General features: G+C 62.7%; 24 protein-coding genes. 7 read left to right on the plus strand and 17 right to left on the minus strand.

Annotated features, from left to right (window positions below; all coding sequences use genetic code 11):
- Window positions 1-4 precede the first annotated feature (4 nt).
- The gene (locus HX801_RS01555) at window positions 5-1,081 is read right to left on the minus strand and encodes an ABC transporter substrate-binding protein (protein WP_003216993.1); all 1,077 of its coding nucleotides are present in this window, start codon (window positions 1,079-1,081) and stop codon (window positions 5-7) included.
- Between the two features lie 402 nt (window positions 1,082-1,483).
- Here HX801_RS01555 and HX801_RS01560 point away from each other — a divergent pair, with 402 nt between their 5' ends.
- Complete coding sequence (locus HX801_RS01560; protein ID WP_177021453.1) at window positions 1,484-2,560, plus strand: sigma-54-dependent Fis family transcriptional regulator; 1,077 nt, start codon at window positions 1,484-1,486, stop codon at window positions 2,558-2,560.
- 48 nt (window positions 2,561-2,608) lie between these two features.
- Window positions 2,609-3,220, plus strand: coding sequence for an LpxA family transferase (locus HX801_RS01565; RefSeq protein ID WP_177021454.1), 612 nt, complete (start codon window positions 2,609-2,611; stop codon window positions 3,218-3,220).
- Between the two features lie 533 nt (window positions 3,221-3,753).
- On the opposite strand, the gene HX801_RS01570 is transcribed toward HX801_RS01565, so the two are convergent.
- From HX801_RS01570 to HX801_RS01605, 8 genes are all read right to left on the minus strand, one after another.
- On the minus strand, window positions 3,754-4,524 hold the full coding sequence (locus HX801_RS01570) for an SDR family NAD(P)-dependent oxidoreductase (protein ID WP_087693857.1): 771 nt from the start codon (window positions 4,522-4,524) through the stop codon (window positions 3,754-3,756).
- A 26-nt stretch (window positions 4,525-4,550) separates the two neighbouring features.
- Window positions 4,551-5,609, minus strand: a complete 1,059-nt coding sequence (gene rhaT / locus HX801_RS01575) for an L-rhamnose/proton symporter RhaT (RefSeq protein ID WP_177021455.1) — start codon at window positions 5,607-5,609, stop codon at window positions 4,551-4,553.
- Window positions 5,610-5,649: 40 nt separating this feature from the next.
- On the minus strand, window positions 5,650-5,970 hold the full coding sequence (rhaM, locus tag HX801_RS01580) for an L-rhamnose mutarotase (RefSeq protein WP_087693855.1): 321 nt from the start codon (window positions 5,968-5,970) through the stop codon (window positions 5,650-5,652).
- The gene (locus HX801_RS01585) at window positions 5,970-6,851 is read right to left on the minus strand and encodes an amidohydrolase (RefSeq protein ID WP_087693854.1); all 882 of its coding nucleotides are present in this window, start codon (window positions 6,849-6,851) and stop codon (window positions 5,970-5,972) included. Before HX801_RS01585 ends, rhaM begins: the two co-directional genes overlap by 1 nt.
- 70 nt (window positions 6,852-6,921) lie before the next feature.
- Complete coding sequence (gene aldA / locus HX801_RS01590; protein ID WP_177021456.1) at window positions 6,922-8,355, minus strand: aldehyde dehydrogenase; 1,434 nt, start codon at window positions 8,353-8,355, stop codon at window positions 6,922-6,924.
- A 10-nt stretch (window positions 8,356-8,365) separates the two neighbouring features.
- The gene (locus tag HX801_RS01595; RefSeq protein WP_177021457.1) at window positions 8,366-9,166 is read right to left on the minus strand and encodes an HpcH/HpaI aldolase/citrate lyase family protein; all 801 of its coding nucleotides are present in this window, start codon (window positions 9,164-9,166) and stop codon (window positions 8,366-8,368) included.
- An 11-nt stretch (window positions 9,167-9,177) separates the two neighbouring features.
- Complete coding sequence (gene rhmD, locus HX801_RS01600) at window positions 9,178-10,362, minus strand: L-rhamnonate dehydratase (RefSeq protein ID WP_102605248.1); 1,185 nt, start codon at window positions 10,360-10,362, stop codon at window positions 9,178-9,180.
- A 15-nt stretch (window positions 10,363-10,377) separates the two neighbouring features.
- Entirely contained in the window at window positions 10,378-11,673 is a 1,296-nt protein-coding gene (locus HX801_RS01605) for an MFS transporter (RefSeq protein ID WP_087693850.1), read from the minus strand.
- Window positions 11,674-11,790: 117 nt separating this feature from the next.
- On the opposite strand from HX801_RS01605, the gene HX801_RS01610 reads away from it, so the two are divergent.
- The 3 genes from HX801_RS01610 (at window position 11,791) to HX801_RS01620 (ending at window position 14,275) form a co-directional block, all read left to right on the plus strand.
- Window positions 11,791-12,732 carry a LysR family transcriptional regulator gene (locus HX801_RS01610; protein WP_087693849.1) on the plus strand — a complete coding sequence of 314 codons (942 nt, stop codon included), beginning with the start codon at window positions 11,791-11,793 and terminating at the stop codon, window positions 12,730-12,732.
- Between the two features lie 92 nt (window positions 12,733-12,824).
- On the plus strand, window positions 12,825-13,343 hold the full coding sequence (locus tag HX801_RS01615) for a sigma-70 family RNA polymerase sigma factor (RefSeq protein WP_087693848.1): 519 nt from the start codon (window positions 12,825-12,827) through the stop codon (window positions 13,341-13,343).
- Window positions 13,340-14,275 (plus strand): FecR domain-containing protein, encoded by a 936-nt coding sequence (locus HX801_RS01620; protein WP_177008502.1) that lies wholly within the window; start codon window positions 13,340-13,342, stop codon window positions 14,273-14,275. Before HX801_RS01615 ends, HX801_RS01620 begins: the two co-directional genes overlap by 4 nt.
- A 163-nt stretch (window positions 14,276-14,438) precedes the next feature.
- Here HX801_RS01620 and HX801_RS01625 read toward each other — a convergent pair whose 3' ends face one another.
- From HX801_RS01625 to HX801_RS01635, 3 genes are read right to left on the minus strand one after another with little or no spacing between them, the layout of a single operon-like run.
- Window positions 14,439-15,152: an ABC transporter ATP-binding protein gene (locus tag HX801_RS01625; RefSeq protein ID WP_008431321.1), complete on the minus strand. Its 714-nt coding sequence runs from the start codon at window positions 15,150-15,152 to the stop codon at window positions 14,439-14,441.
- A gap of 2 nt (window positions 15,153-15,154) precedes the next feature.
- The gene (locus tag HX801_RS01630) at window positions 15,155-15,988 is read right to left on the minus strand and encodes an ABC transporter permease (RefSeq protein ID WP_087693846.1); all 834 of its coding nucleotides are present in this window, start codon (window positions 15,986-15,988) and stop codon (window positions 15,155-15,157) included.
- 10 nt (window positions 15,989-15,998) lie between these two features.
- Window positions 15,999-16,970 carry an aliphatic sulfonate ABC transporter substrate-binding protein gene (locus HX801_RS01635; RefSeq protein ID WP_177021458.1) on the minus strand — a complete coding sequence of 324 codons (972 nt, stop codon included), beginning with the start codon at window positions 16,968-16,970 and terminating at the stop codon, window positions 15,999-16,001.
- A gap of 413 nt (window positions 16,971-17,383) precedes the next feature.
- On the opposite strand from HX801_RS01635, the gene HX801_RS01640 reads away from it, so the two are divergent.
- Window positions 17,384-17,599 (plus strand): molybdopterin-binding protein, encoded by a 216-nt coding sequence (locus HX801_RS01640; protein ID WP_003217010.1) that lies wholly within the window; start codon window positions 17,384-17,386, stop codon window positions 17,597-17,599.
- Window positions 17,600-17,747: 148 nt separating this feature from the next.
- Here HX801_RS01640 and HX801_RS01645 read toward each other — a convergent pair whose 3' ends face one another.
- From HX801_RS01645 to HX801_RS01665, 5 genes are all read right to left on the minus strand, one after another.
- Window positions 17,748-21,095 carry a hypothetical protein gene (locus HX801_RS01645; protein WP_134326606.1) on the minus strand — a complete coding sequence of 1,116 codons (3,348 nt, stop codon included), beginning with the start codon at window positions 21,093-21,095 and terminating at the stop codon, window positions 17,748-17,750.
- Window positions 21,096-21,189: 94 nt separating this feature from the next.
- Complete coding sequence (locus HX801_RS01650; RefSeq protein WP_087693843.1) at window positions 21,190-22,338, minus strand: MalY/PatB family protein; 1,149 nt, start codon at window positions 22,336-22,338, stop codon at window positions 21,190-21,192.
- Between the two features lie 59 nt (window positions 22,339-22,397).
- Entirely contained in the window at window positions 22,398-23,021 is a 624-nt protein-coding gene (locus HX801_RS01655) for an FMN-dependent NADH-azoreductase (RefSeq protein WP_177021459.1), read from the minus strand.
- Window positions 23,018-23,458: a GNAT family N-acetyltransferase gene (locus tag HX801_RS01660; RefSeq protein WP_177021460.1), complete on the minus strand. Its 441-nt coding sequence runs from the start codon at window positions 23,456-23,458 to the stop codon at window positions 23,018-23,020. Before HX801_RS01660 ends, HX801_RS01655 begins: the two co-directional genes overlap by 4 nt.
- Window positions 23,451-23,927 carry a carboxymuconolactone decarboxylase family protein gene (locus tag HX801_RS01665; RefSeq protein ID WP_177021461.1) on the minus strand — a complete coding sequence of 159 codons (477 nt, stop codon included), beginning with the start codon at window positions 23,925-23,927 and terminating at the stop codon, window positions 23,451-23,453. Before HX801_RS01665 ends, HX801_RS01660 begins: the two co-directional genes overlap by 8 nt.
- A 133-nt stretch (window positions 23,928-24,060) precedes the next feature.
- Between HX801_RS01665 and HX801_RS01670 the strand changes: the two genes are divergently transcribed.
- The gene (locus HX801_RS01670; RefSeq protein ID WP_177021462.1) at window positions 24,061-25,434 is read left to right on the plus strand and encodes a PLP-dependent aminotransferase family protein; all 1,374 of its coding nucleotides are present in this window, start codon (window positions 24,061-24,063) and stop codon (window positions 25,432-25,434) included.
- Window positions 25,435-25,466: the final 32 nt, after the last annotated feature.

A 25,466-nucleotide genomic window follows, 5' to 3' on the forward strand; every position in this document is an offset into this window, starting at 1 on the left:
CCTATTACGGATTGGTGCTGACCTGGCCACGCAGGGCCGGCCAGTAGTCGGTGAGTTTCAGGTCGATCAGGGCCTGGTTGGTAAAGCCGGTGGCCAGTGACGGGCCGATGTCGTAGGTGTCGCGAATCAGGTGATTGGCCAGGGCGTAGGTGGTGAGGGCCTGGTAATGAGCCTTGAGTTGCTGGTCGCTTTTTGGCGCCCAGCGATCCTTCCAGGCCACCGGGTCGTTCTGGTCGTCGCGACGCAGCACGCTCTCGGCGGTGCCGGCGCGGGATGACAGTTGGTAATAGGCGTCCTGGTTCTGTGGCTGGGAAATCCACCACGCAGCTTTCACCCAGGCGGTGGCGAGCAATTGGGTGATATCCGGGTGCTGCTGTACGAAGGTCTCGGTGCCCCACAGGTCGGAGACCAGCCGCCAGTCGTTGCTGCCTTGCTTGGTCGACCAGATGATCTTGCCCACGCCTTTGTCTTCCAGGGCATAGGCCTCGCTGAGCAACACTGCTGCGTCGACCTTGCCGGCAGACACAGCCGCGGCGCCGACTTGCGGGTTGAGATTGGCAATCTTGAAATCGTCGAGCTTCAGGCCCTTGCTGGCCAGGAAGTTGCTGAAGGCGAACTCCCATGGCCGACCGCGATGCAGCGCCAGGCGCTTGCCCTTGAGGTCTTCGATGGTGTTCGCGGCGGAGCCTTCCGGTACCACCAGGTAAATATTGTTGCCGCTGCCACCGGGCACGATCAGCTTGCCTGGTACGCCACCGGCGCCGGCAATTACCGAGGGCAGGTCACCGCGTACGGCGAAGTCCAGGCTGTTGTTGCTGAAGCCTTCGTTGATCTGCGGCCCGGCGCCGGCATGGGGCAGGGCGATCCACTCCAGCTTGACCCCGCGCTCACGCAGTTGCGCTTCGAGCCAGCCGTCTTCGATGACGCGCCCGGCGATGCCGCCGAACACCGGTTTGCCGCCCTGGGTGTAGGCGACGATCGCGATCTTCACCGACGCCGGTGGCGCCTGTTCGGCCAGCACGCCGGTGCTGACCAGCACAGCGAACATGGTGGCGATGCTGTTGCGCCAGAATCTTTTCATTGGGATCTCCCTGCTAAGTGATCGCGACCCCCTGTAGGAGCCGGCTTGTCGGCGAAAGCGTCCGTTTAGTCGGTGCAAGGCTTTAGGGCCTCTTCGCTGGCAAGCCAGCTCCTACAGGGCAGGTGGCGTTGAGAGGGAGAGAGCAGATTGCATGCCATCAGCCGAAAAACGCGCTGCACGCCTTGTAGAACGTGGCTTTGCGGGTTTTCGAAGGACTGCCTGGCAACGGCTTGGTGTTGATCTGCACACACGCAGGTGCTGGCTGATTGCTGCTCCAGCAGCAGGCGAGGTGCGACGTGTTGGCATATTCTTTTTGGGAATATATAAATATTAATTAATAATTAAATGGTATAGAAAACTTCATGCACTATTGACACGCGCTTTTACTGCCAGGAATGCACCATGTCGCTGATCACCCATCCCAATGCCCGTGAATTGACCAAGTCGGTGCGCGCCACCGTGCTGGTCTTCAAGGACCCGCGCTCACAGGAATTGCTGGCGCGTATCGAGCGCCTGGCCCCCAGTGAGGCCAACACCTTGATCATCGGCGAGACCGGCACCGGCAAGGAATTGGTCGCGCGGCATATCCATCACCTGAGCCGTCGCGGGCGTGAACCGTTTGTGGCGGTGAACTGCGGCGCCTTCGCCGAAACCCTGGTGGAAAGTGAGTTGTTCGGCCACGAGAAAGGCGCATTCACCGGCGCCACCACCCACAAGGCCGGCTGGTTCGAAGCGGCCAACGGCGGCACGCTGTTTCTGGATGAGATCGGCGATTTGCCGTTGAACATGCAGGTCAAATTATTGCGGGTGTTGCAGGAGCGAGAAGTGGTGCGCCTGGGCTCGCGCACACCGATTCCGATCAATGTGCGGCTGGTGGCGGCCACCAACGTCAACCTCGCCGACGCGGTGGTGGCGGGGCATTTTCGTGAGGATTTGTTCTACCGCCTGCACGTCGCCACCATCCGCCTGCCGCCCCTGCGGGAACGGCCCGGCGACATCCTGCCGCTGGCGGAATTTTTTCTTGAAGAGCACTGCCAGCGCCTCGGCTACAACCGCGCGTCACTGAGCATCGATGCCGAGCGCAAGCTGCTGGAACACAGCTGGCCGGGGAATATTCGCGAGCTGGAAAACGCCATTCACCATGCGTTGCTGGTGTGCCGCAATCAACTGGTGCAGCCGCCGGATTTGCACCTGGTGGACATGCGTTCTTCCGGCATTCGCCAGGACGAGGCGAACCAAGCCCCGCCTGCGATCACTGGGCCGGTGAGCCTGGAGGCGGCGCTCACTGCGTTGTTCGAACAGAACATTCCGGACCTCTACGAGCACATCGAAGAGACGATCTTTCGCGCGGCCTATCGCTATTGCCATGGCAACCAGTTGCAGACCGGGCGCCTGCTGAATATCAGCCGCAACATCGTGCGGGCGCGGCTGGAGAAGATCGGCGAGTTGGGCAAACCGGTGCTGCTCGACGGGCAGTGACGGGGGTGTTAGCGTTTCGGGCTTCTCTGATCTGTAGAGGGCTCGACGTTGATTCGACTGACCGATTACATCGCTGATTTTTCCCGTTCGCCGCTGGCACCCTGGGTGGATCTTGCGCCGTGGGAGTTGGTGACCCAGGCGCCGGAAATCGTTCGCAAATTGCTGGCGGGGCTTTCTGATGATGACTATGAGATTCATGACGAGATTGCCGTGCACCGTACTGCGGTCGTGGAGGCGGGCGCTGTTTTGAAATCGCCGCTGATCATCGGCGCCCACTGTTTTATCGCTGCCGGTGCCTACCTTCGCGGCGGTTGCTGGGTGGATGAATATTGCATCTTCGGACCGGGTGCAGAGCTCAAGACATCCTTTGTCTTCAGCGGCAGCAAGTTGGCGCATTTCAACTTTGTCGGTGATTCGGTATTGGGCCGCGGGGTTAACCTGGAAGCCGGCAGTATCGTCGCCAACTACCGGAACGAGCGTGACGACAAGGAAGTGCAGGTGCGCATTGACGGGCAGTTGCAGCGCACCGGCTGTGACAAGTTTGGCGCGCTGCTTGGGGATCAGTCGCGGGTTGGAGCCAATGGTGTGTTGGCACCGGGAGGGGTGCTTGCGGCGGGTAGTGTGGTTAGGCGTGGGGAGGTTTTCGATTGTGAGGGGTAGGGGGTTTTTGGTGTACATATCCGTTAGTTGAGTAACGGCTGCTTATGGTTTCGCTCTTACAGCGACTCGCTTTGGAAAAGCCGGAATGCCGGCCCAGCCCAAAGTAAGCACAGGGCTCTGCCCCGCCTGTCGGCGCCTCGCTGTGGCTCGGGCTTATTGGGGCAGTCAGAGCCAGATCCAAATCAAAAGCAAGAGCACAGCGGCCTACAGGCCGGCTTGAGTGGTAGAAGCCAGAGCAAGATCAAGGGCGCACACGGTCCAAATGTGGGAGCGGGCTTGCTCGCGAATGCGGTGTGTCCGTCACCCAATGCATCAACTGAAAGACTGCATTCGCGAGCAAGCCCGCTCCCACATTTTTTGACCGTGCCCGCTTTAGATTTTGATTTTGCTCTTCAACACTCAAGTCGGCTTTCAGGCCGCTGTGCTCTTGATCTGCTTTTGATCTTGATCTTAGGCGCCCCGTTAAACCACGCTGGCCGAACGCAGGTAGTACGGGGCAGGGACGCCCCGTCGCGGCGGCCCGCTTCCCAACGCTACTGCAAGTTGACAAACAATCCCCCGTCTACCAACAGCGAAGCTCCGGTCACATACCGCGCCATGTCCGAGGCTAGGAACACGATGGGCCCCGCGACGTCGTCGGGTTCACCCAGGCGCCCCAACGGCGTGCGCGAAGTCATGTACGTCAGCTTCTCCTCGTCGGCCAAGTCTTCCTTGTTGATATCGGTGGCAATCGTTCCCGGCAGCACCGAGTTGCAGCGAATACCATACGGCCCCAACGCAATCGCACAGGACTGCATCAACGAGTGCAGCCCGGCCTTGGTCGGCGTGTAGTGCGTCTGCATCCCGCCACCCACCAGCGCACTGATGGAACTGACGGCGATGATCGCGCCGCCCTTGCCCTGGTTTTTCATCTGGTTTGCCGCCGCTTGCACGGCGAAGTAGGCGCCGTTGAGGTTGGTGTTGACCGTCTTCAGGTACACCTCACGCGGCATGTCGAGAAACGAGTGGAACGGACAGATCCCGGCGTTGTTGACGAACACATCCACACTGCCGAATGCCTTGAGCGCGCCGGCCACCAGTTTGTCGCCGGTGTCCGGATCAGCCGCATCGCCGCCCACCTCCACCGCTTGGCCGCCGAACGCCTTGATTTCCTCGATCAACGAAAACGCCGCTTCAGTGCCTTGGCCGCTACCACTGTGGCCGATGACCACACGGGCACCCTGGCGTGCACATTCCCTGGCGGCGGCGCGGCCGATTCCACGGGAGGCGCCAGTAATAATCACGGTTTTGTCTGCAAGTAACATAAGTGAACTCCTGAAAAAAAGCGGCCTCAGCCGAGATAGTTGCCGTAACCGACCATGGCAATGGCACCGAGAATCACCGCGATACCCGCGGCCAATACGCCTTTGTTGGTGGCGCTGGTGCCCTGCCATTCGCGGAAATACAGGCCCCAGCAGTTGGATACGATGATGATGAAAGACATGTGCAACACCCACGAACTGGCGTCGTTCTGCAGGCGGCTTTCGCCCATGCCGTAGAAGAAAAACTGCAGGAACCACAGGGTGCCGGCACACGCCACCAACAGGTAGTTGCCAAGCAGCGGAGTGCTGCGGTCGGTGTAGTTGTGGAACGTGCGGTTGCGCCAGTTCAGCCACAGGCACCAGAGGCCGTTGGTGGTCAGGCCACCCCACATGATCACCATGAAGGTCACGTTGTTCTGGAACAGGCTGTTGGCGCCATGCTCGACAGCCGCGGCAGCCAGTGGGCGCCCGGCTGAAATACCGTAGCTGAAGCACGCGCTCAGCACCCCGGAGATCACCGCAACCAGCATGCCCTTGGCCACCGAGAACTCGCTGATGCTGGCGAATTTCACCGCTTCCGGCACTTCTCGTTCCTTGATCAGCCCGGCCTTGCCGCACACGGCGATGCCCACCAGCGATACCGCCACGCCCCACAGCACCCAATGCCCGCCCTGGGAGGCGAGCATTGAGGTCAGGGTGCCTTCGGTGGCGTCGGTGAACAGGTCGCGATACAGCGCCGGCATCAAGGCGCCAAGGGCCGAGGTCAGGCCCAGTACCAGCGACATGCCCAGGGACAGCCCGAGGTAGCGCATGGTCAGGCCGAAGGTCAGCCCGCCGATGCCCCAGAGCACGCCGAACAGGTAGGTCCAGAGCAAGGTGCTGCTGTCGGCCTGGCGCAGGATGTCGGCCCAGCCGGGCACGGTCAGTTGCGCGGCAATCAGCGGCACGATCAGCCATGACACCAGGCCGCCGGTGATCCAGTAGCTTTCCCAGGCCCAGCCGCGGACTTTCTTGTAGGGGATGTAGAAGCTGCCGGAGGCGAAGCCGCCGATGAAGTGCAGAATCACACCGAAGAAAATGATTTCCAAGTAGTCGAATCCTTTTTTATTGTTGTGGTAGCGCGCTGTTTTAGCCTGGGGTAAGGCTGAACATCGGGATTAAATCCACGCTGACGGGCGAGGCGTCCGGCTGGCTGGGCATGATGTCTTGCATGTACTGCCACCACCGTTGCATCAGCGCGGTGCCCGGCAGTGCGTCGAGCCCGTGCCGCTCTTCGTGGGTCATCACGGCGAACAAGGCGTTGCTGGCCTCGTCGAGGAAGATCCGGTAGTCCACCACGCCGGCATCACGCAGGGCCTGGGCCAGTTCGGGCCAGATCTCATCGTGGCGTCGACGGTACTCGGCGTGCTGACCGGGGTTGAGGTTCATGCGAAAGGCTCGGGTCTGCATTACTTGCCTCCGTGGGGTGGCGTAGGACTGTAGATGCGCACCGCGTTGTGCAGGAAGAACTTGCCCTGTACGTCCTCGGGTTTGCCCGCCATGCAGGCTTTCACCAGGCCCAGGGTGGTGGCGAAACTGGCCAGGTGATCGCTGTTGGGCCAGTCGCTGCCGAAGAAGCAACGGTCTTCGCCAAAGGCTTCCCACAGCACGGCCAGGCGGTCGTTGTAGAACGCCGGGTCAAGGATCAGACCCTGCGGGCCGACCTGGGGGATTTCCGCCAGTTTGGCAAATACATTCGGCCGCTCTGCCAGGCGCATCAGGTCGGCGTGATACGCGGATTCTTCGCCGGCGGGCACGCTGGCATTGGGCAGGTGATCGACGATGATGCGCAGCTCGGGCAAGGCATCGCTCAAATGCAGCAGCCCTTTGATCAAGCGCGGATTGGGGTTGGCGCTGTCCAGGCCACGCCCGTATTCGGCGAGGCGGCGCAGGCCTTCGATAAAGCCGGGGCGCTTCTGGTCGTCTGGCAAATCGCGGTCCCACAGGTTGCCGTAGCGCAAACCGAGGAACAGCGGTTCATGGGCCAAGGCATCGAGGTCTGCCGCAAAGTCGCCGTGCAGCGGGTCAAGGTTGCCGACGAAACCGAGCATGCGCAGGTCGCTGCGCAGGGTCTCCAGCAACCAGCGGTTGTCGTCGCGCCACGGGCTGGCTTCCACGGCAATCGCGCCGATCACGTTATGTTCGCCTGCCAGCGGCCAATAATCCGCCGGCAAATGTGCGGCATACAGCGCGTTTCCCGGCTCGGGCCAGGGAATACCCTGGGGGCGGCGCGGGTCGAACAGGTGCAAATGGCTGTCGATGATCGGCCCGCTGTAAGGGGTAAGGGGCATAGCGCAATCCTTCGGAACAATGGATGGGGAAGGGCCCGCACGCTACCGCGCCAAGGCCCGTTGCACCACTTCAGCTCTGCAAGTACACCGCATGGGTGTGGGTGTACTCGTACAGGCCGTGCTTGCCATCGGCGCCGCCGATCCCGGATTTACGCACGCCGGCATGAAAGCCTTGCATCGCCTCGAAGTTCTCGCGGTTGACGTAGGTCTCGCCGAACGACAATTCGCGCACCGCCTGCATCGCCTTGCCCAGGTCGCGGGTGTAGATCGAAGAGGTCAGGCCGTAGTCGCAGTCGTTGGCCATGGCGATGGCTTCATCCAGGTCGTCGACAATCTGGATCGGCAGCACCGGGCCAAAAATTTCTTCGCGCATGATTTCCATGTCGGCGTGGCAACCGGCCAATACCGTCGGCTGGAAGTGAAAGCCCTGGCCCAGGTCGGCGATCTGTCCACCGGTGACCAGCGATGCACCCTGGCTCAAGGCGGTGCGTACCTTGCGATTGACGCTGTCCAGGCCTTGGCGGTTGATCAGCGGGCCCATCTCCACATCGGCCTGGGCGATGGGGTCGCCGTAGCGGGTGGCGGCCATCGCGGCGCTGATGCGCTCGATAAACTGGTCGGCCACCTTGCGCTCCACGTACACCCGTTCGGCGCAGTTGCACACCTGGCCGCTGTTGATGATCCGCGAGTCGCGAATGGCGTTTACCGCGAGGTCCAGGTCGGCATCGGCGAGGACGATGGCAGGTGCCTTGCCACCCAGCTCGAGGTTGAGCTTGGTGATATGGGGGGCGGCGGCAGCCATGATCCGCGAGCCGGTGGCGACGCTGCCGGTGAAGCTGATCATGTCCACGCCCTTATGGGCGGTGAGGGCGCCACCGACGCGGCCATCGCCGCAGACCACATTGAATACCCCGGCCGGCAGGTCGGTCTCGGCCACCAGTTTGGCGAACTCGAAGCAGTTGTTCGGCGTTTCTTCGCTGGGTTTGATCACGATGGTGTTGCCGGTGAGCAACGCCGGGGCCATCTTGCGGGCGATCAAAAAGAACGGGAAGTTCCACGGCAGGATGCCGGCCACCACACCCAGGGGTTTGCGGAACAGGAAGATATTTTCATTGGGGCGGTCGCTGGTGATGATCTCGCCTTCAATGCGGCGCGCCCACTCGGCCATGTAGTCGAGGTAGTCGGCGGTGAAGTTGACTTCCACTTCCGCCAGGCCGCTGACCTTGCCTTGCTCCAGGGTAATGGTGCGCGCCAGGTGGGCGACGTTTTCCCGCAGCTTGGCGGCGATGCGGCGCAAGTGACCGGCGCGTTCGATCGCCGGTTTGCGCGCCCAGTCTTTCTGCGCATGACGCGCAGCGGCCAGGGCCTGGTCGACGTCATCAAAGGTGGACGCCGGGACCTTCGACAGCAGGACGCCGGTAGCCGGGTTCAACACATCCAGGTGGGCATCGCTCGGGGTAAAGCGGCCGTTGATGAAGTTCTGGTAGACCGGTACGGATGACATGCTTGGCTCCTCAGTAGGTACGTGACGGCGCCTTGGCGTCGGCGGCTGGGCGATAGCGGGCCAGGGTCGACATGGCACCCTGGCGCAGCAGGCTGATGTCGATGGCCACCGCAATGAACTGGCAGCCCCAGGCTTGATAGCGGCGGGCGTCGTCTTCGTTGGGCGCGAGAATGCCGCAGGCCTTGCCGGCCGCCAGCGTGGCATTGACCGCGTACTGGATGCGCTCCTGTACCTCGGGGTGCCCGGGATTGCCGGCGTGACCGAGGCCGATGGACAGATCGGCGGGGCCGATAAACACCGCGTCCACGCCTTCCACCGCCGCAATCGCCGCGACGTTTTCAACGCCGCGACGCGACTCCACCTGCACGATCAGGCACAGCTGTTCATGGGCGGTGTTGAGGTAATCCGACACGCCGTCCCAGCGGGTGGCGCGGGTCAAGCCGCCACCAACGCCACGAATACCGTGGGGCGGATAACGCATCGCGCGCACCAGGGCCTGGGCTTGCTCGGCGGTTTCGACCATCGGGATCATCAGCGTCTGGGCGCCGACGTCCAGCAGTTGCTTGATCAGGTTGGCGTCGCTGCTTACCGCGCGTACCACCGGGGCGGTGGTGTAGGGCGCCACGGCCTGGAGCTGGTTGAGCACGCTGGGCACGGTGTTGGGGGCGTGTTCGCCGTCAATCAGCATCCAGTCATAACCGGTGCTGGCGACGATCTCGGCGGCATAGGCGGTGGCGAAGCCGGCCCAGATCCCGTATTGCGCGGCGTCTTTACGCAGCGCGGCCTTGAAAGCGTTGTGGGGCATGTTCATGGCAGGAGTCCTCAGCGGTTGTACGGGCGATGCAATTGGCAATCGGGATTGAGGTCCACGCCAAACCCGGGTTTGTCGAGCACCGACAGGCGCATGCGGCCATTCACCGGCACGGGTTCACCGAGCAGTTGCGGGTGGAACATCGGCACCACTTCGTCTGCCTTGGGCGCCATCATCAGGAACTCGGCGAAGGGGCTGTTATGGCGGGTCGCAACAAAGTGGTAGCTGTAGACCGACGAGCCGTGGGGCACCACCAACGCATTGTGGGCATCGGCCAAGGCGGAGATTTTCACCAGCTCGGTGAGGCCGCCGCACCAGCCCACATCTGGCTGGATAATGTCGCAGCACCCCATCTCCAACAGCATGCGAAAGCCCCAGCGGGTGGCTTCGTGTTCGCCGGTGGTAACCAACATGCCTTTGGGCACGTTGTTGCGCAGCGCGGCATAGCCCCAGTAGTCGTCGGGCGACAGCGCTTCTTCGATCCATTTCAGGCCGTATTCATGGGCGCCGGTTGCCAGTTTGGTGGCGTAGTTCAGGTCCAGGCTCATCCAGCAGTCGAGCATCAGCCAGAAGTCCGGGCCGACCCGTTCGCGCATGGTTGCCAGTTCCTCGAGGTTTTTGCGCAGGCCTTCTTCGCCTTCCGATGGGCTGTAGTGCAGGGGCATCTTGCCGCCGATAAAGCCCATCTTCTGTGCGAGGTCGGGGCGGGCGCCGGTGGCGTAGAACTGCAATTCGTCACGCACCGCGCCGCCGAGCAACTGGTGCACCGGTTCCTGGCGGATCTTGCCGAGCAGGTCCCACAGCGCCAGGTCGACACCGGAGATCGTGTTGATCACCAGGCCCTTGCGGCCGTAGTACAGGGTGGACTGGTACATCTGGTCCCAGATTTTTTCGATATCGGTGACGCGGGCGCCTTCCAGGAAGCGCGCCAGGTGCTTCTCGACGATATAGGCGGCGGGCTCGCCACCGGTGGTCACGGCGAACCCGACGGTGCCGTCGCTGGCCTCGATTTCCACTACGAGCGTGCCGAGTACGTTGATCCCGAAACTGCGGCGACTCTGGCGGTACTCGGGGTATTTGCTCATGGGGGTGCTGATGTGATCGTCGATCCAGTGGCCGTCTGCCTGGTCGTGGTAGTCCGCGCCGCCGCCGCGCAGCACAAAGGCGCGCACGTGCTTGATTGTGAGATTGCCCATGGTGTGACTCCTTGATTAAACAGTGGCCGGCGTGTTCGTCGCTTTATGGCCTGGGGAATGGATACCGAGTACCAGCAAGGCTGCGACTACAGTGGTGGCGGACAGCAGGTAAAGGCCGGCCGCAGGGGAGTGAAAGGCGGTTTCTGCCCAGTTCTTCAGCACCGGGGCGATAAAACCGCCGAGGGCGCCGAAGGAGTTGATCAGGGCGATGCTGGCGGCCGCTGCGCTGCCGGCCAGGTAGCTGGACGGGAAGGTCCAGAACACCGGTTGCACGGCGATAAAGCCCGAGGCGGCAAAGCACAGGGCGAGCATGCCCAGCAGCGGGTTGGCAAAGGTCACCGAGCAGGCGATCCCGGCGGCGGCCATCAACAGGGTCAGGGACGCGGTTTTGCGGCGCTCGCCGGTGCGGTCGGAATAGCCGGGAATCCACCACGCGGCGAACAGCGCACAGACCCAGGGAATCGCCGAGACCAGGCCCACCATCAAGCCGACCCTGGTCCCCAGCAGCCCACCGACCTGGGTTGGCAAGTAGAACACCACGCCGTAAACGCTGGCCTGGATCAGCATGTACACCAGGCACAGGTACAGCACGCTGGGTTGGCACAGCACAGTGAGCAGGCTACGGCCGTGAGAGGTTTTGTGCTGGTCTTCGCGGTCGAGCAGGTCCTGGATCTGGCGGCGCTCTGCAACGCTCAGCCATTTGGCATCGGCGGGGCGGTTGTCCAGGTACCAGTAGGCCCAGATGCCAACCGCGGTGGCCATCAGGCCTTCCACCGCGAACAGCCATTGCCAGCCGTGCAGCCCAGAGAACCCGTCCAGCTCCAACAACAGGCCCGAGAGCGGGCTGCCGAAGATGAAGGCCAGGGGCGCGCCAAAGTAAAAGAAACCCATGGCCTTGCCGCGCACGGCAGAGGGGAACCAGTAGGTGAGGTAGAGAATCACCCCGGGGAAAAATCCGGCTTCGGCCACGCCCAGCAGGAAGCGCAACAGGTAGAAGCTGGTTTCGTTATGGGCAAACATCATGGCGGCGGACACCAGGCCCCAACTGACCATGATCCGGCACATCCACAGGCGGGCACCGACGCGATGCATGATCAGGTTGCTCGGCACTTCCAGCAGCGCATAGCCGACAAAAAACACCCCGGCGCCAAAGGCGAAGGCGGCATCACTGAGGCCGGTGTCGGCCTGGAAGGCTTGCTTGGCGAACCCGACGTTGGCGCGGTCGAGGAAGGCCATGATGTACATCAACAGCAGAAAGGGCAGCAGCCGCCAGGAAATCTTGGCGAGCAAGGACGCAGGCAGGGTCTTCATTGTTCAGTCCAGTTGTTTTGTTCTTATGGGAAGGACTGTACGGCGCTCCATCTATACGCTACAAATCGAATCTCGCTTACAACTGATAACCTCAGGGTATCGATAACAAGGAAAAAAATGAGTAGTCCCGCAATCTCCCGCAGCCTGTTCAACCGACTGCGCTACAAGCATCTGCATATGCTGGTGGCCTTGAGTTCCAGCCAGAACCTGCACCGTGCGTCCCAAAGCCTGAACATGTCGCAGCCGGCGGCGACGCGCATGTTGCGCGAGATCGAGGATATGTTTGCCTGTGACCTGTTCGAGCGCCTGCCCCGGGGCATGCGCCCGACGGCACTGGGCAAGGAATTGATCCGCTTTGCCGAGTCGGCGCTGAGTGGCCTCGACCGCTGCGCCGAGGAACTGATGATGCGCCAGCAGGGCGGCTACGGGTATTTGTCGATCGGCACCATCATGGGCGCGGCGCCGGACCTTGTGATGGACTCCATTGCGCAGATCAAAACCCTCAACCCGCAGATGCGCATTCGCATCATGGGCGACACCAGCGACCAGGTGATCCAGTTGCTGGAGCAAGGCCGCATCGACCTGGCCATCGCCCGGCGCAACGCCGCCACCGACAGTGAGCATTACACCTTTGAGCCCCTGGGCAACGAACGCATGCTGGTGGTGGTGCACGCCGGCCACCCCCTGGCCCAGCGCGAGCATCTGCCGCTGGCGGAACTGGTCAGTGACTGGCCGTGGATCCTGCAACCGCAAACCAGCCCGGCGCGCATTGGTTTTGATGAAGCATTGCAACACCTGGCCTTGCCGCAGCCGGCGGACATTATCGAGTGCAGTTCGGTGTATTCCATGCAGCAACTGATTCAACTCACCGACGCGATCATGGTGCTCTCGGAAAGCGCCCTGCGGGATTACTTGAAAATGGGCCTCGTGGTGGCCTTGCCGGTGGTGCTGGAGGTGCAACTGGCACCGTTCGGGATGCTGCTGCGCAAGGGCGACCCGGTGAGCCGCGAGTTGGGGTTGTTTATCGACATGCTCAGGCAAAAGGCCGCAATGCTTTAAACATCGTGTGCAAAAGAACATGGTATGCCGGCGGGTTATTAAATAGAATGAATCTCATTTGAGACTGACTCGCGCCGCGCAGGTTACTTGCCATGAATGATGCTGTAGTGCCGACGCACCTCGCTGAACCCAGCCTTCACACGTTGTATCGCGACCACCGCAGCTGGCTCGAAAGCTGGCTGCGGCGCCGCTTGGGCAACGCCTGGGATGCGGCCGACCTGAGCCAGGACACGTTCCTGCGGGTGCTGGCCAGCGCGCAGCCGATTGCGCAATTGCAGGAGCCCCGGGCCTATCTGGTAACGGTGGGCAAGCGCTTGCTGGTGAATTTTCACCAGCGGCGCAGTCTGGAACAGGCGTATCTCAATGCGTTGATGCAGTTGCCGGAGGCTTGCGTGCCGTCGCCGGAGCAACGCTGGTTGCTGCTGGAAACCCTACAAGCCCTGGATGAATTGCTCGACGGTTTGCCGGCGGTGGTGCGCCGCGCGTTTCTCTGGAGCCAGCTGGAAGGACTCGGCTATCGGGAGATTGCCGAGCGGCTCAAGGTGTCCGAGCGTACGGTCAAGCGCTACATGGCCCAGGCTTACGAGCATTGCCTGCTGGTGGAACTGTGAGCCGTACTGCGCCGGATCTCGCCCGGGCGGCGGCGCAATGGCTGGCGTTGCTGGAATCCGGCAGCGCCACCGAACGTGATCACGCCCGCCTGCAGCAGTGGCGTGACAGCCATCCCCAGCATGAGCAGATCTGGCAAAAAGCCCAGTCGCTGCGCCAACGGTTTACCGACTTGCCGCCAGCGTTGGCCATGGCCAGCCTTGATCGTCCGCAACCGGGACGGCGTGCAGTACTCAAGCGTGCCTTGGGCGTCGCCGCGTTGTTGCCAACCGCGTGGTTGCTCAGCCGGCAATTGCCTATCGACGTGTGGCGCGCCGACCTGCACACCGCTACTGGCGAACGCAAGCGAGTGCCGCTGTTGGATGGCAGCAGCCTGCAACTGAATACCGCGAGCGCGGTGGACGTGGATACGGCCCGGCGCCGTGTGACGCTGGTGGAAGGGGAGATGGCGTTGACGGTGCCGGGGGCTGGTGCGCTGACGGTGCAGACGCGTTATGGCCAGGTGATCGTCAGCCAGGCTGAAGTGTGTGTGCGGCAGTTGTCTTCCGGGTGTTTGGTGTCGGTGTTGAAGGGCGCGGTGCAGGTGCAGGACCTGCGTGGGCAAGTGGCGACATTGCAGGGGGGGCAGCAGGCACGGTTGCAGGCGTCGGGGATGGGCGCTGCGGTGGGGTTTGATGCGTTGCAATTGGGTTGGCGCGACGGTGTGCTGACTGCGCAGAACCAGCTGTTGGGTGATTTTTTGCGGGAGCTGGAGCGGTATCGGCCGGGTGTGCTGCGCTGGGACCCGAGCCTTGAAGCGCTGCGGGTCACTGGGAGTTTTCAGTTGGCTGATACCGATCGAATTCTTGCGTTGCTGGCGTCGACGATGCCGCTGCAAGTGCAGTCCCGTACGCAGTATTGGGTGACGTTGACGCCGCGTAAATCGGCTGCTTGATGCGATCCTTGTGGGAGCGGGCTTGCTCGCGAAAAACCTGAGAGCGCCGCGTTGAATCAGGATGCCCGCGTCATCGTTAACGACCTTCGCGAGCAAGCCCGCTCCCACATTTGGACCGTGCCCGCTTTAGCTTTTGATTTTGGGCGGACTCAACACGTGCCTTTCAGATCACATGCGCCCGCTGCAGCTCAGTCAACGCCAGTGCCTTGAGCCGCGCCAACAGCGGATCCCGCCGATCCCGCGGATGCACCAACTCCACCGCCAGCTCCTGGCGAATACTGCTCGGCCGGTTATCCATCACCAACACCCGGTCACTCAGGTACAGCGCCTCGTCCACATCGTGAGTCACCAGCAGCAGTGCGATCCCGTGGTGCTCGGCCAATTGCAGCAGCAGGTCCTGCAGCTTCATGCGGGTAAACGCATCCACCGCGCTGAACGGTTCGTCCAGCAACAGCACCTGCGGCCGTGAATACAGCCCGCGAGCAATCGCCACCCGTTGCGCCATCCCGCCAGACAACGCCTTGGGCAACGCCTGGCCAAAACCCGTAAGCCCCACCTCATCGATCAACTGCGCGACCCAGGCCTTGTCATAGCCATCGTCATCGCTGAAACCAATGTTTTGCTCCACCGTCAGCCACGGCATCAGCCGTGGCTCCTGAAATACAAACGCGACCTCACCACCACCTTGCAACAGTTCCCCCTGATAGTCCTTTTCCAGCCCGGCGACGATCCGCAGCAAGGTGCTTTTGCCGCAGCCACTGGGGCCCAGCAAACTGACGGCTTCCCGCGGCTGCAAGGCCAAATGGACGTTGGTCAGCACCGTCGTCGCGCCGAAGTTTTTCCGCTCGACGCGAATGTCCAGTAGCGCTTCACTCATGCTCAATTCTCCGGGCCTTGGCCGTTGAAGGTATCGCGCCAGGCCAGGCAGCGTTTTTCCAGGGCCGCCAACAGGCCGTCGCTGATCTTGCCCAGCAGCGCCAGCACGATGATCGCCGCCAGCACAATGTCGGGCCGTGAGGTTTCCCGGCCATCGCTGAGCAGGTAACCCAGGCCCTTGGTCGCGGCGATCAACTCGGCCGCCACCAGGAACATCCACGCCAGGCTCAGGCCGCTGCGCAACCCGGTGAACAGGCCGGGCAGGGCGGCAGGCAACAGGATGCGACGCACCAGGCGCGTGCGGCTGAAGCCATACATCTGCCCGACTTCCACCAGCTTGCGGTCGATGTCGCGAATGGCCGCGACGCCATTGAGGTACACCGGGAAGAACGCGCCGATGGCAATCAGCACGATCTTCGAGGTCTCATCAATGCCCAGCCACAGCAGCAACAGCGGCACCCAGGCCAGGCTCGGGATCGAGCGCAGGCCGGCGAAGGTTGGTTCCAGGTACGCCTCGGCCTCGCGGCTCAAGCCGACCCAGGCGGCAAACACCAGGGCCAGGCCGGCGCCGATGGTGAACCCCAGCAGCACCCGCAACAGGCTGGCGCTGATGTGTTTCCACAGCGCGCCTTCGGCGAGGTCGGTGAGGGTCACGGCGATCTCGCTGGGCGCCGGCATCTGGTAGGACGGCAGCCAGCCGATGCGCACCACCACTTCAAGGATCACCAGGATCAACACCGGCAACGCCAGGCCCTTGAGCCGTCGCGGCCAGGCGCTGCGCTGCACGGTGAGCGTTGGCGCGAGTGCGACGGGCAGGGTTTCGCTTTTGCTGCTCATGACGCTCCCCTTATGGACGAGGCAAAGCCTGGCCAAAGCTTGGGTCGATCAACTGGTCGATCACCTGATCCACATTCACCCCACGGCGCACCAGTTCTTCCGACACCAGGATCGGCGCGGCCGCCTTGGACGACACCACGTCCTGGGCAGTGAGCAATGGGCTGCTCAAGTCGGTACGCGACAATTGCAGCTTGGCCACGTCCAGGGGCAGGCCGGATTCGTCGGCCAGCAGCTTGGCGAATTCGTCGGGGTGTTTCACCGCCCAGTTGCGGGCTTTTTCATAGGCACCGAGCACCTTGGCGATGGTCTGTGGATGCTCCTTGGCGTATTTGTCGGTCACGCTGACCACGCCGTAGCTGTTGAAGTCCTTGTTGCGGTACAGCAGGCGCGAACCCGCCTGGATTTCGCTGGCGGCCATGTGCGGGTCGAGACCGGCCCAGGCATCCACATCACCTTTCTCCAGCGCGGTACGGCCGTCGGGGTGCTGCAGGTGCACCAACTCCACGTCGTCCTTGCTCAGGCCGGCTTTCTGCAGGCTGCGCAGGGTGAACAGGTACGGGTCGGTGCCTTTGGTGGCGGCGATTTTCTTGCCCTTGAGGTCGCTGACGCTGTTGAACGTTGAGTCCTTGCGCACCACCAGTGCAGTCCACTCGGCGCGGCTGTACACATACACCGACTTGATCGGGCTGCCATTGGCCCGGCTGAGCACCGCCGACAGGCTGGCGGACGAGGCGAAGTCGACGCCGCCGCTGTTGAGGTATTCCAGGGAACGGTTGCTGCCCTGGCTCAACACCCAGCCGACCTTGGTTTGCGGCAGCGCTTCTTCAAGCCAGCCGAAGTGCTTGAGCACCAGGCTCACCGGGGAGTAGTAGGCGTAGTCCAGGTTGACTTGCGCAGGGTCGGTTTTCGCTGCATGGGCCAGGGGTTGCAGGCTGAGGGCCAGGGCGCAGGCGCCCAACAGGGTATTGAAGAAGGGTTTCATGGAACAGCTCCGGACAAGGCGGGAAAAGAGAAGGCTTTTCTTATATTCAGAAAATTCATATGGCATGTTCCATCATGCGTTATAGGAATATGCAGTCTCTGTGCCAGCGTCTTTGCAGGGCAGGGCAGCACCCTGGCGTAGCAGCTGTCGAGCCTAAGCGAGGCTGCGTTCGCGGTGTGTCAGACAGACCGCGAACGCAGCCTCGCTTGGGCTCGACAGCTGCTACGTGGGGAGTGGTTGGGAGTGGGGAGGCGGGCACTTTGTTGAATCACTGTTGGCTGTGCAACAGCTTTCATATGTTTTTATGGAATAAATAAAGAGTTATATATTCCTTTTGTTGGTTTCACGAATAGGGCACTTTGAGTGCCTGCGCATTCGTGCGGATTGACCCAACAGACCAAAGGAAAGCCGACATGACCATTAAAGCGATCAACGTGCGCAACCAGTTCAAAGGCGTGATCAAGGAAATCCTGATCGGCGAAGTGGTGTCCGAGATCGACGTGCAAACCGCGTCGGGGATCGTGACGTCGGTGATTACCACACGCTCGGTGCGTGACCTCGAATTGAAGGTGGGCAGTGAAGTGATTGCCTTTGTGAAGTCGACTGAAGTGTCGATCGCCAAGCTGTAAACCCGAGTCCAGTGGTGAACCCAATCCAAATGTGGGAGCGGGCTTGCTCGCGAAGGCGGTGTGACAGTCGACATCTACAATGACTGATCCAGCGCTTTCGCGAGCAAGCCCGCTCACACATTTTGTTTTGCATACAGCCGTTGGAGGGTTAGTTGAGCCGAGGCCCGCCTCCCGATGGCCGGGACCCAGGCTTCTCATCCGAAGCATCCGGCAGTGCCTTGGGCGTTTCACTCGGGTCCTTGTAGTCCTTGTGCAAATCCCCATCCAGCCGGTTGCTCGACGAGCCGCCGCTTTGTGGTGTGGAGTCGAAATGCTCCCACTCCGATTGCTGGAAGCGGAACAGGCTGTCATCGGTCGGCGTGTCGCGGCCGTGGTAGTGGTGGATCTCGTAGTGGGCGTATTCGACCTTATCCGCCCAGTTGTCCTGCAGCAAACCGTCGCCGGCCAGGTCGCGGTACCAGTCGTTTTCCTTCTCGGTGGCCTTCTGTTTTTTGTTGTGGTCGACGAAGTAGCCGATGATCCCGCCCACCACCGCCAACACCACGCCCACCAGGAACAGCGGCCCGGTCAGCGCTGCCGCCGTGCCTGCGCCAAACAGCGCCGCCGCTCCCAATACCCCGGCTGACGCGCCGAACGCACCGCCGGCCACCTGCAAACCACCTGCGGCCTGAGCCAGGGGGTCTTTGCTGTCCACGCCGCTTTTGATCGCCAGGGCGCCGAGCACAATGTCGGCAAAACCACCGGCAATGTCCGTCGCCGGGCCCAACACCTTGATCACGGAACCGGCGATCTTCGCCGATTGGGAGGCGCCAAGCTTGGCCGCACCGGCTGCCTTGAGGCCGTCATCCAGGTGAGTGGCAAGGCCTTCGGTGGCTTCGGTTACCGCCTTGTCGCCCTCGCCAAACAGCTTGGCCACGCCGTCGTACTGGCTGTCGGGAACCGCGTCCAGGGCCGCAGCGATTTCCTTGCTGACCTTTGAGTCGATTTCGGTGGGCTTGCTGAAGTCGATGACTTTGCCGGCCGCACCTTCCTTGCCCCAGATTTCCGGCAGGGTCTTGTCCAGGCCGAGGAAGTCCACCAGGCCGCCCTTGCCCAGGGCTTCGCCGATCTTGTCACCGAGCTTGACGAAGTGGCTGGCGCCGCCGGCAAAACTCAGGAAGTCCTTGGCGATGGTCATGCGTTGGGCCGGGGTTTCGCCGAGCTTGCCGCCTTTGCCCACCAGTTGGTAAATCCCCGAGAACAGGCTGACGCCGGCGCCCATCGAACCGAGGATGCCTTTGCTGTTGAGGGTGTTGAACACTTCGCCGAGCATGCCGCGATCCGCCACCGGGATATACGGTTTGCTCAGGGCGGTTTTCACGTCGGCTTCGCTGATGGTGCCGCTGTTCTTGTAGACGTCGCCGAGTTCTTCCAGGGCCTTGGTCACGGCCGAGGATTTCTCCTTGCCCTCCAGGCCCTCGTTGAGGAATTTCTCCAGCACTTCCTGGCTGCGGCGCGGCAGGTCCAGCAGGTTGCCCTTGAGCACGCCCTTGAGCAGGCCGAACAGGTCCTTGGTGGCCAGCTCCTTGTTGTCGTCGGAGATCTTGCTCGGGTCCGAGAGAATCTCGTTGAGGTCGGTGGTGAGGCCGTCGGCCTGGATATTCTGCGCGGCCTTGGTGGCGGCTTCCGGGTCGAACAGCGACAGCGAGGTCAGGGTGTTGCTCAGGTCTTGCTGGGCTTCGTGGCTCTTGCCCTGTTTTTGCAGGTCCTTGAGGTACAGCACATAGTCGGGGTTGCTGGTCAGGTCGAGAAGCTTCTGCTTGATCTCGTCCTTGTTGGGCAGGTGACTGATGGCGTCGTCCATCTTGGTCTTGTAGTCGGCCTGCACCGTCGGGTCCTTGAACAACTCGCCGATCTGCTCCTGCACCGCCTTGCCGTCGATGATGTCGTGCATGTCGGCGGAAGTGAGCTCGGTCTGCTTGTCATCGAACTCGCGCCAGGTGGTGTTGAACGGGCGCTTGGATTCTTCGTAGCCGGTGATGCCATGGCCGTTCTGGTAGGCGGCCTGGGCTTCCAGGGCGCGGACCAGTTTGGCCCGTGGGTCGTCCTTGGGAATCGAGCCGTCCTTGACGCCAGCGCGGTAGGTGTCGATCAGTTCGGTGGTGGCCAGTTCGCTGACGCTTTGGGTCGGCGATTTGTCGTCGTCCTTGTCGGCATGCACGCCGGTGTCGAGGTTGAGCACGTCGAGCTCATCGTTGCTCGGCAGGTTGTACTTGGCGCGGGTCTCGTCGACGGTGCCGGCGCTCCAGGCTTCCCATTTCGCCACCACTTCGTCGTAGAGCTGCGGGCTGAGCTCCTTGGAGACGATGACCTTGCCTTCGCTGGTTTCATAGCGGATCAGGCCATCCCCCAGCTCGTCGGGGGAACCGAAGGTGATCTCGGTGTTCTTCAGGAAGTCATTCGGCCCGGCCAGCTTGTAGCCGGCGTCTTCACTGGAGTGGATCTTGCTCCAGGTGTCCTGGGCGGTGGCCACGCTCTTGAACAGTTCCGGGCTGACGTCGGCCGATACCACGACCTTGGTGCCGTCGTGGGTTTCATAGGTCAGCACATTGCCTTGCTGGCCTTCGATCCAGCCGAAGCCCTTGTAGTCGTTCAGCTCCGGCGCCTTGGTATTGGCGTCTGCCAGGGTCGAGCCGTCGTTGAGCGCGGACTCTACGGCGGCCTTTTTGTCGGGGTTGGTGTAGACCTCGTGCAGGCCTGCCAGGTAGTCGAACAGCTTGGGGTTGTCGTCGCGGGCCACGACCATTTTCTGGCCGTTGCTTTCAAAGCGGATCAGGCCGGGGCCGACTTCATCCTTGGGGCCGACGGTGGTGCCGGCGTAGGGCGGCCACACTTCGTTGTCGCTGGCGCGCTTATAGCCGGCGTCTTCGCTGCTGCCCAGGCCGGTGAAGCTTTCATAGGCTTCCTTGGCTTTCTGGAAGGCCTCCGGGTTGTCGCGCTGGCTGATGACGAACTTGTTGCCGTCCTGGGTCTCGTAGCGAATCACACCGGGGCCGGTTTCGTCGGGCGGGCCGAGGGATTTGTAATCACCGAGCTTTTCCGGGGCCGTGGCGTCGCCGCCCAGGCGCTGGTAGCCGGCGGCTTCGCTGGCGTTGACGCCGGAGAGTGCCTTGAAGTCGGCGCTGACTTGCTTGAACAGCTCGGGGCTGTCTTTTTCGCTGACGATGACTTTCTTGCCGTCCTGGGTTTCATAGCGGATCAGGCCGGGGCCGACTTCGTCCGCCGGGCCGATGGCCTTGTAATCCCCCAGGGTGGTGGGCGGCGCGGCGTCCTTGGCGGCCAGTTCATAGCCTTGTTCCTTGCTGGCAGCGAGCCCTTGCGCGGTTTTGTCGCCGGCCTCCACCTTCTTGTTGTTGGCGCTGTTCTTGAGCAGCACGTGGAACGCCGCGCCGGACTTGGGCGGTGTGAGAGGAAGGGCTTTGGGGTCGGTCGAGCGGTTGAGCGGCTGGGTCGTCATGCCATGGAACTCCTGCTGTTACCGGTGGGACGAATCGGCAAAAACAGTAACAGCAGGGGTTCGGCGGTCGTTGCGAAAAGTTGTGAATTGCGCCTTAACGGTGACGCAGGCTGCGTTCCAGGCGGGCGATGCCTTCTTCCAGCATGGCCCGTGGGCAGCCGAAGTTCAGGCGCACGAATTGCTGGCTGTCATCGCCGAATTCAATCCCGGCGCTCAAGCCGACCCTGGCCTGTTCGAGGAAGAACCGTTGCGGGTCGTCCAGGCCCAGGGCGCTGCAATCCAGCCAGGCCAGGTAGGTGCCTTGAGGCGCATGCATGACCACGCCGGGCAGGCGGGTTTGCACGGCGTTCAGCAGGTAATCGCGGTTGGCTTGCAGGTAGGCCACCAGCGCCTGCAGCCAGTCGCCGCAGTCGCTGTAGGCCGCACGCGTGGCTTCCAGGCCCAGGGGGCTGACGCTGTCGACCATGCCGCAGCGGGCTTGGTTGAAGCGCTCGCGGATCTCGGGATTCTGGATCACCGCGAAGCAGGTCTTCAACCCGGCGACGTTATACGCCTTGCTCGCCGACATCAGGGTGATGGTGCGCTGGGCAATCTCGGGGCTGAGGCTGGCGGTGGGAATATGCCGGCGGCCGTCAAAGCACAGCTCGGCGTGGATTTCATCGGAGACGATCAGCGCACCCTGGTCCAGGCAGGCGCTGGCCACGGCCAGCAGTTCCTCACGGGGGAAGACCTTGCCCATCGGGTTGTGCGGGTTGCTCAACAGCAGCGCCCCGGCGCCGGTGAGGGCTTCACGCATTGCCGGCAACGGCGTGAGGTACTCGCCTTCGGCGCTCAGCTCAAATGGCACTTCGATCTTCGGCAGGTTCCAGTGGCCGGGCGCCAGGCGGATCGGGCGATAGTTGGGGGTTTGCAACACCACCGGTTGGCCGGGCTGCACAAATGCGTGCAGCGCCATGTTGAAACCAGGCTCGACCCCCGGCAGGAACAGCAACTCATCCGGCTGTACGCGCCAGGCGTACTTGGCCCACAGGTCGGCGACGATCGCCTCGCGCACGCCATCGCAGGCCACGCTGTAGCCGAGGATCTGTTGACCCAGTCGCTCATGCAACGCTTGAAGCACGGCCGGTGGGGCAGCGATGTCCATGTCGGCAATCCACATCGGCAGAACGTCTTGCGGGTAACGACTCCACTTGGTGCTGCCGGTGCCGAGGCGGGAGTGGATCGTGTCGAAATCAAAGCTCATGGGTGGCTCGTATCAGGGAGGCGGGCGTAGAAATGGCGCTGATTCTAGCGCCATTAATTTTACGCGCCAGCGCTGATTGCCGCCCGGGCACCCGCTTGCCGGTCAAATGCCTCGGCCAACTGCGTGTGGGCCTGTTCCAGGCTGCGCTGCACGGCGGCTGCGCCACGCACCATGGCCCCCAGATAGACGAAATCCACCGTGTGAATGCCCACGGTTCCAAGGATCGCCTGCAGGTAGGGCGTGAGGAAGTCGGGCTCGCGGTTTTTTCGCGAACTGCCGGAGCTGACCAGTACAAAGGTGCGCCGGTCCTTGAGCAAGCCGACTTTCTCAAACTGCGGATTCACCGTGAAACTGCGGTGGATGCGCACCACATGGTCGATCCAGCACTTGAGGGCCGCCGGCACCGTGAAATTGTGCACGGGGGTGCAGATGATCAACAGGTCACAGGCTTCCAGCTCGACAATCAGTTGCTCGGAGCGCTCGGTTGCCGGGCCGCTCAGGCCGCCGGGCGTGGTCAGGGCGTTGGCGTATTCCCGGGTCAGCGCCGGCAGGGCCTGGCCGCCGTAGTCGCGTTCGACCACTTCGGCCTCGGGTGCCTGTTCGCGGAGCAGGGCGCGGGCCAGGCGGAAGGTCTGGGCGGCCTTGCCGTGGGGGCTGAAGCTCAGTAGCAGGGCGCGGGTCATTGGCCGAGGTCCTGTGAAAAGTGCATCCCCAGTGGCAGCAGGCCCTGGCGAAAATAGAAGCGTTGGGCCAGGGCCATGTGCATGCCGGTGTCCAGCACCAGGTAGCGATAGCCCAGGCGGCGGGTGTGCTGGCGTACCTCGTCCAGCAGGTGCGCACCCAGGCGTCGGCGTTGCAGCGAGGCGTCCACCACCAGGTCATCGACGTAGATAAAGCGGCCATACAGCAGGTTTTCCGTCAGGCGATAACCGGCCAGGCCCAGCACCTGGCCGTTTTCCCGGGCGGCCAGCAGGCGGTAGCCGGTTTCGCGCTGGCGCTGGATCTGCTGGACGAAGGCGTGCGGGTCTTCGAGCTTTGGCCGCAGTTGCTGCATAACGGCAAAGCAGGCCAGGCAGTCGGCGTCGCTTTCGATGTGCACAAACTCAACAGAGTCATTCATGGTTGCCGTGCTCCATGTGCGCTTTTACGGCGGCAGGGACTTTGCGAAAGCTGATGGCGACGCGGTTCAGGGCGTTCATCAGGGCGATAGCCAGGGTCAGGTCGGCAATTTCCTTGTCATCGAAGAGGGCCTTGGCCTCGGCATAGTGTTCGTCCGGCACCTCGGTTTGTGCGACCTGGGTGACCGACTCGGCCCAAGCTAACGCGGCGCGTTCACGCGGGCTGAACAACGGCAACGCTTCGCGCCAGGCGGCCAGCAGCATCAGCTTTTCCAGGCTCACGCCCTGTTTGAGCAGGTCGCGCGAATGTGAGTCCAGGCAGTAGGCGCAGCCGTTGAGTTGCGAGACCCGCAGGTACACCAGGTCAATCAATTCCTTCTCCAGGTCGCAGCCGTGGATGTAGCTGTGCACCGAGCCAAGGGCCTTGTAGCCGACGGGCGCCGCCAGGGCGTAGTCGAGACGGTGTTGCATGGGGTGCTCCTTGTTTCATGAAGTGATGCCGTCAGTGTGGCGGCCGGGTCGCCGGCTCAATAGGGCCAAGAATGGACAAGCGGGTTGGGACAAGATCAGACTTCAGGGCTGATTCACTGTGAGCCGGATAACGATGTCGTCACTGCCCAAATACCAGGAGATCTACCGGCGCTTTCGCCAGGCCATCGACCAGGGCCAACTGCGCCCCGGTGAGCGGGTGCCGTCGGTGCGCAGCCTGGCCCAGGAACTGAAGGTGGCCCGGGGCACGGTGGAGACGGCCTACCAGTTGCTGGTGAGCGAAGGGTTCTTCCTGGCGCGGGGCCAGGCAGGAACAGTGGTGGCCGAGGCGTTGCCGCAGCGCTCGATCAAGTCGTTGCCGGTTGAACCCGAACCCGTGGCGCCGGCGTCGGCCCCGCGCCTGTTGCAGTTGGGCTTGCCGGCGCTCGACAGCTTTCCGCGCAAGCTGTGGGCGCGGCTGGTCACCCGGCAAGTGCGCCGAGTCGATGTGAACAGCCTGGCCATGGGCGATGTGCGTGGCGCCCGCTCGCTGCGTGTGGCGATCGCGCAATACCTGGCGCTGTACCGGGGCGTGGAGTGTTCGCCGGAGCAGGTGTTCGTGTGTGCCGGTTACTCGGCGTGCCTCGCGCTGGTGTGTGATGCGCTGCAGATGGCCGGCCAGCCATGCTGGTTCGAAGACCCGGGCTACCTGCATGCGCGGCAACTGCTGCTGCACTTGGGGGTGCAGTTGGTCCCGGTGCCGGTGGACCACGACGGGCTTGATGTGGAGGAGGGCATACGGCGTGCGCCCGGCGCCCGGCTGGCGATTGTCACCCCGGCCCACCAGAGCCCGCTGGGGGTCGCCCTCGGTACTGCGCGGCGCCATCGCTTGCTCGATTGGGCACAGGCCCACGGCGGCTGGGTGGTGGAAGACGACTACGACAGTGAGTTTCGCTACAAGGGCCAGCCCCTGGCCGCGCTCAAGAGCCAGGACACAGCCGACCGGGTGATCTACTCCGGCAGTTTCAGCAAGATGCTCTTCCCGGGGCTGCGCCTGGGTTATCTGGTGGTGCCTCGGGCGCTGCTCCCGGCCTTTGAGGCCAGCGCCGGCGTGCTGCAAAACCGCAGCGCCGAATTGTTGCAAGCCACCACGGCGGACTTTCTCGACCAGGGCCATTTCACCCGCCACCTGAAAAAAATGCGCCAGCTCTACACCGCGCGGCGCGGCTTTCTGGTGGAGGCACTGGCCAGTCATTGCGGGGCGCTTTTGCAGGTGGATGAGCAGTCCGGCGGGATCAACCTGCTGGCGCGGCTGCGGGTGGACGTCTGCGATCAGGCCGTCGCTGCGGCCGCCGCACGTGCCGGGCTGGGGATACAGGCCGTGTCGGGCTGGAGTATCGAGCCCGGTGGTCAGCAAGGTCTGTTGATGGGCTTCACCAACCTGGCGACTCGCCAGCAAGCGGTGCAAGCGGCGCTGGTGTTGCGCGAGGTCATCGACGGCGCTTTATGAACACCGGTTGAACATCTTCATTCGCCACATCG

Origin of the sequence: Pseudomonas sp. G1002 (assembly GCF_013385455.1) — a bacterium.
In the GTDB taxonomy this organism is placed as follows: domain Bacteria; phylum Pseudomonadota; class Gammaproteobacteria; order Pseudomonadales; family Pseudomonadaceae; genus Aquipseudomonas.

Bases quoted from the DNA above. Each gene is read 5' to 3' on its own strand.
- HX801_RS01555 (WP_003216993.1), bottom strand. From the start codon at position 1,081: ATGAAAAGATTCTGGCGCAACAGCATCGCCACCATGTTCGCTGTGCTG.
- HX801_RS01560 (WP_177021453.1), top strand. From the start codon at position 1,484: ATGTCGCTGATCACCCATCCCAATGCCCGTGAATTGACCAAGTCGGTG.
- HX801_RS01570 (WP_087693857.1), bottom strand. From the start codon at position 4,524: ATGTTACTTGCAGACAAAACCGTGATTATTACTGGCGCCTCCCGTGGA.
- rhaM (WP_087693855.1), bottom strand. From the start codon at position 5,970: ATGCAGACCCGAGCCTTTCGCATGAACCTCAACCCCGGTCAGCACGCC.
- HX801_RS01585 (WP_087693854.1), bottom strand. From the start codon at position 6,851: ATGCCCCTTACCCCTTACAGCGGGCCGATCATCGACAGCCATTTGCAC.
- aldA (WP_177021456.1), bottom strand. From the start codon at position 8,355: ATGTCATCCGTACCGGTCTACCAGAACTTCATCAACGGCCGCTTTACC.
- HX801_RS01595 (WP_177021457.1), bottom strand. From the start codon at position 9,166: ATGAACATGCCCCACAACGCTTTCAAGGCCGCGCTGCGTAAAGACGCC.
- rhmD (WP_102605248.1), bottom strand. From the start codon at position 10,362: ATGGGCAATCTCACAATCAAGCACGTGCGCGCCTTTGTGCTGCGCGGC.
- HX801_RS01605 (WP_087693850.1), bottom strand. From the start codon at position 11,673: ATGAAGACCCTGCCTGCGTCCTTGCTCGCCAAGATTTCCTGGCGGCTG.
- HX801_RS01610 (WP_087693849.1), top strand. From the start codon at position 11,791: ATGAGTAGTCCCGCAATCTCCCGCAGCCTGTTCAACCGACTGCGCTAC.
- HX801_RS01615 (WP_087693848.1), top strand. From the start codon at position 12,825: ATGAATGATGCTGTAGTGCCGACGCACCTCGCTGAACCCAGCCTTCAC.
- HX801_RS01625 (WP_008431321.1), bottom strand. From the start codon at position 15,152: ATGAGTGAAGCGCTACTGGACATTCGCGTCGAGCGGAAAAACTTCGGC.
- HX801_RS01630 (WP_087693846.1), bottom strand. From the start codon at position 15,988: ATGAGCAGCAAAAGCGAAACCCTGCCCGTCGCACTCGCGCCAACGCTC.
- HX801_RS01635 (WP_177021458.1), bottom strand. From the start codon at position 16,970: ATGAAACCCTTCTTCAATACCCTGTTGGGCGCCTGCGCCCTGGCCCTC.
- HX801_RS01640 (WP_003217010.1), top strand. From the start codon at position 17,384: ATGACCATTAAAGCGATCAACGTGCGCAACCAGTTCAAAGGCGTGATC.
- HX801_RS01645 (WP_134326606.1), bottom strand. From the start codon at position 21,095: ATGACGACCCAGCCGCTCAACCGCTCGACCGACCCCAAAGCCCTTCCT.
- HX801_RS01650 (WP_087693843.1), bottom strand. From the start codon at position 22,338: ATGAGCTTTGATTTCGACACGATCCACTCCCGCCTCGGCACCGGCAGC.
- HX801_RS01655 (WP_177021459.1), bottom strand. From the start codon at position 23,021: ATGACCCGCGCCCTGCTACTGAGCTTCAGCCCCCACGGCAAGGCCGCC.
- HX801_RS01660 (WP_177021460.1), bottom strand. From the start codon at position 23,458: ATGAATGACTCTGTTGAGTTTGTGCACATCGAAAGCGACGCCGACTGC.
- HX801_RS01665 (WP_177021461.1), bottom strand. From the start codon at position 23,927: ATGCAACACCGTCTCGACTACGCCCTGGCGGCGCCCGTCGGCTACAAG.
- HX801_RS01670 (WP_177021462.1), top strand. From the start codon at position 24,061: ATGTCGTCACTGCCCAAATACCAGGAGATCTACCGGCGCTTTCGCCAG.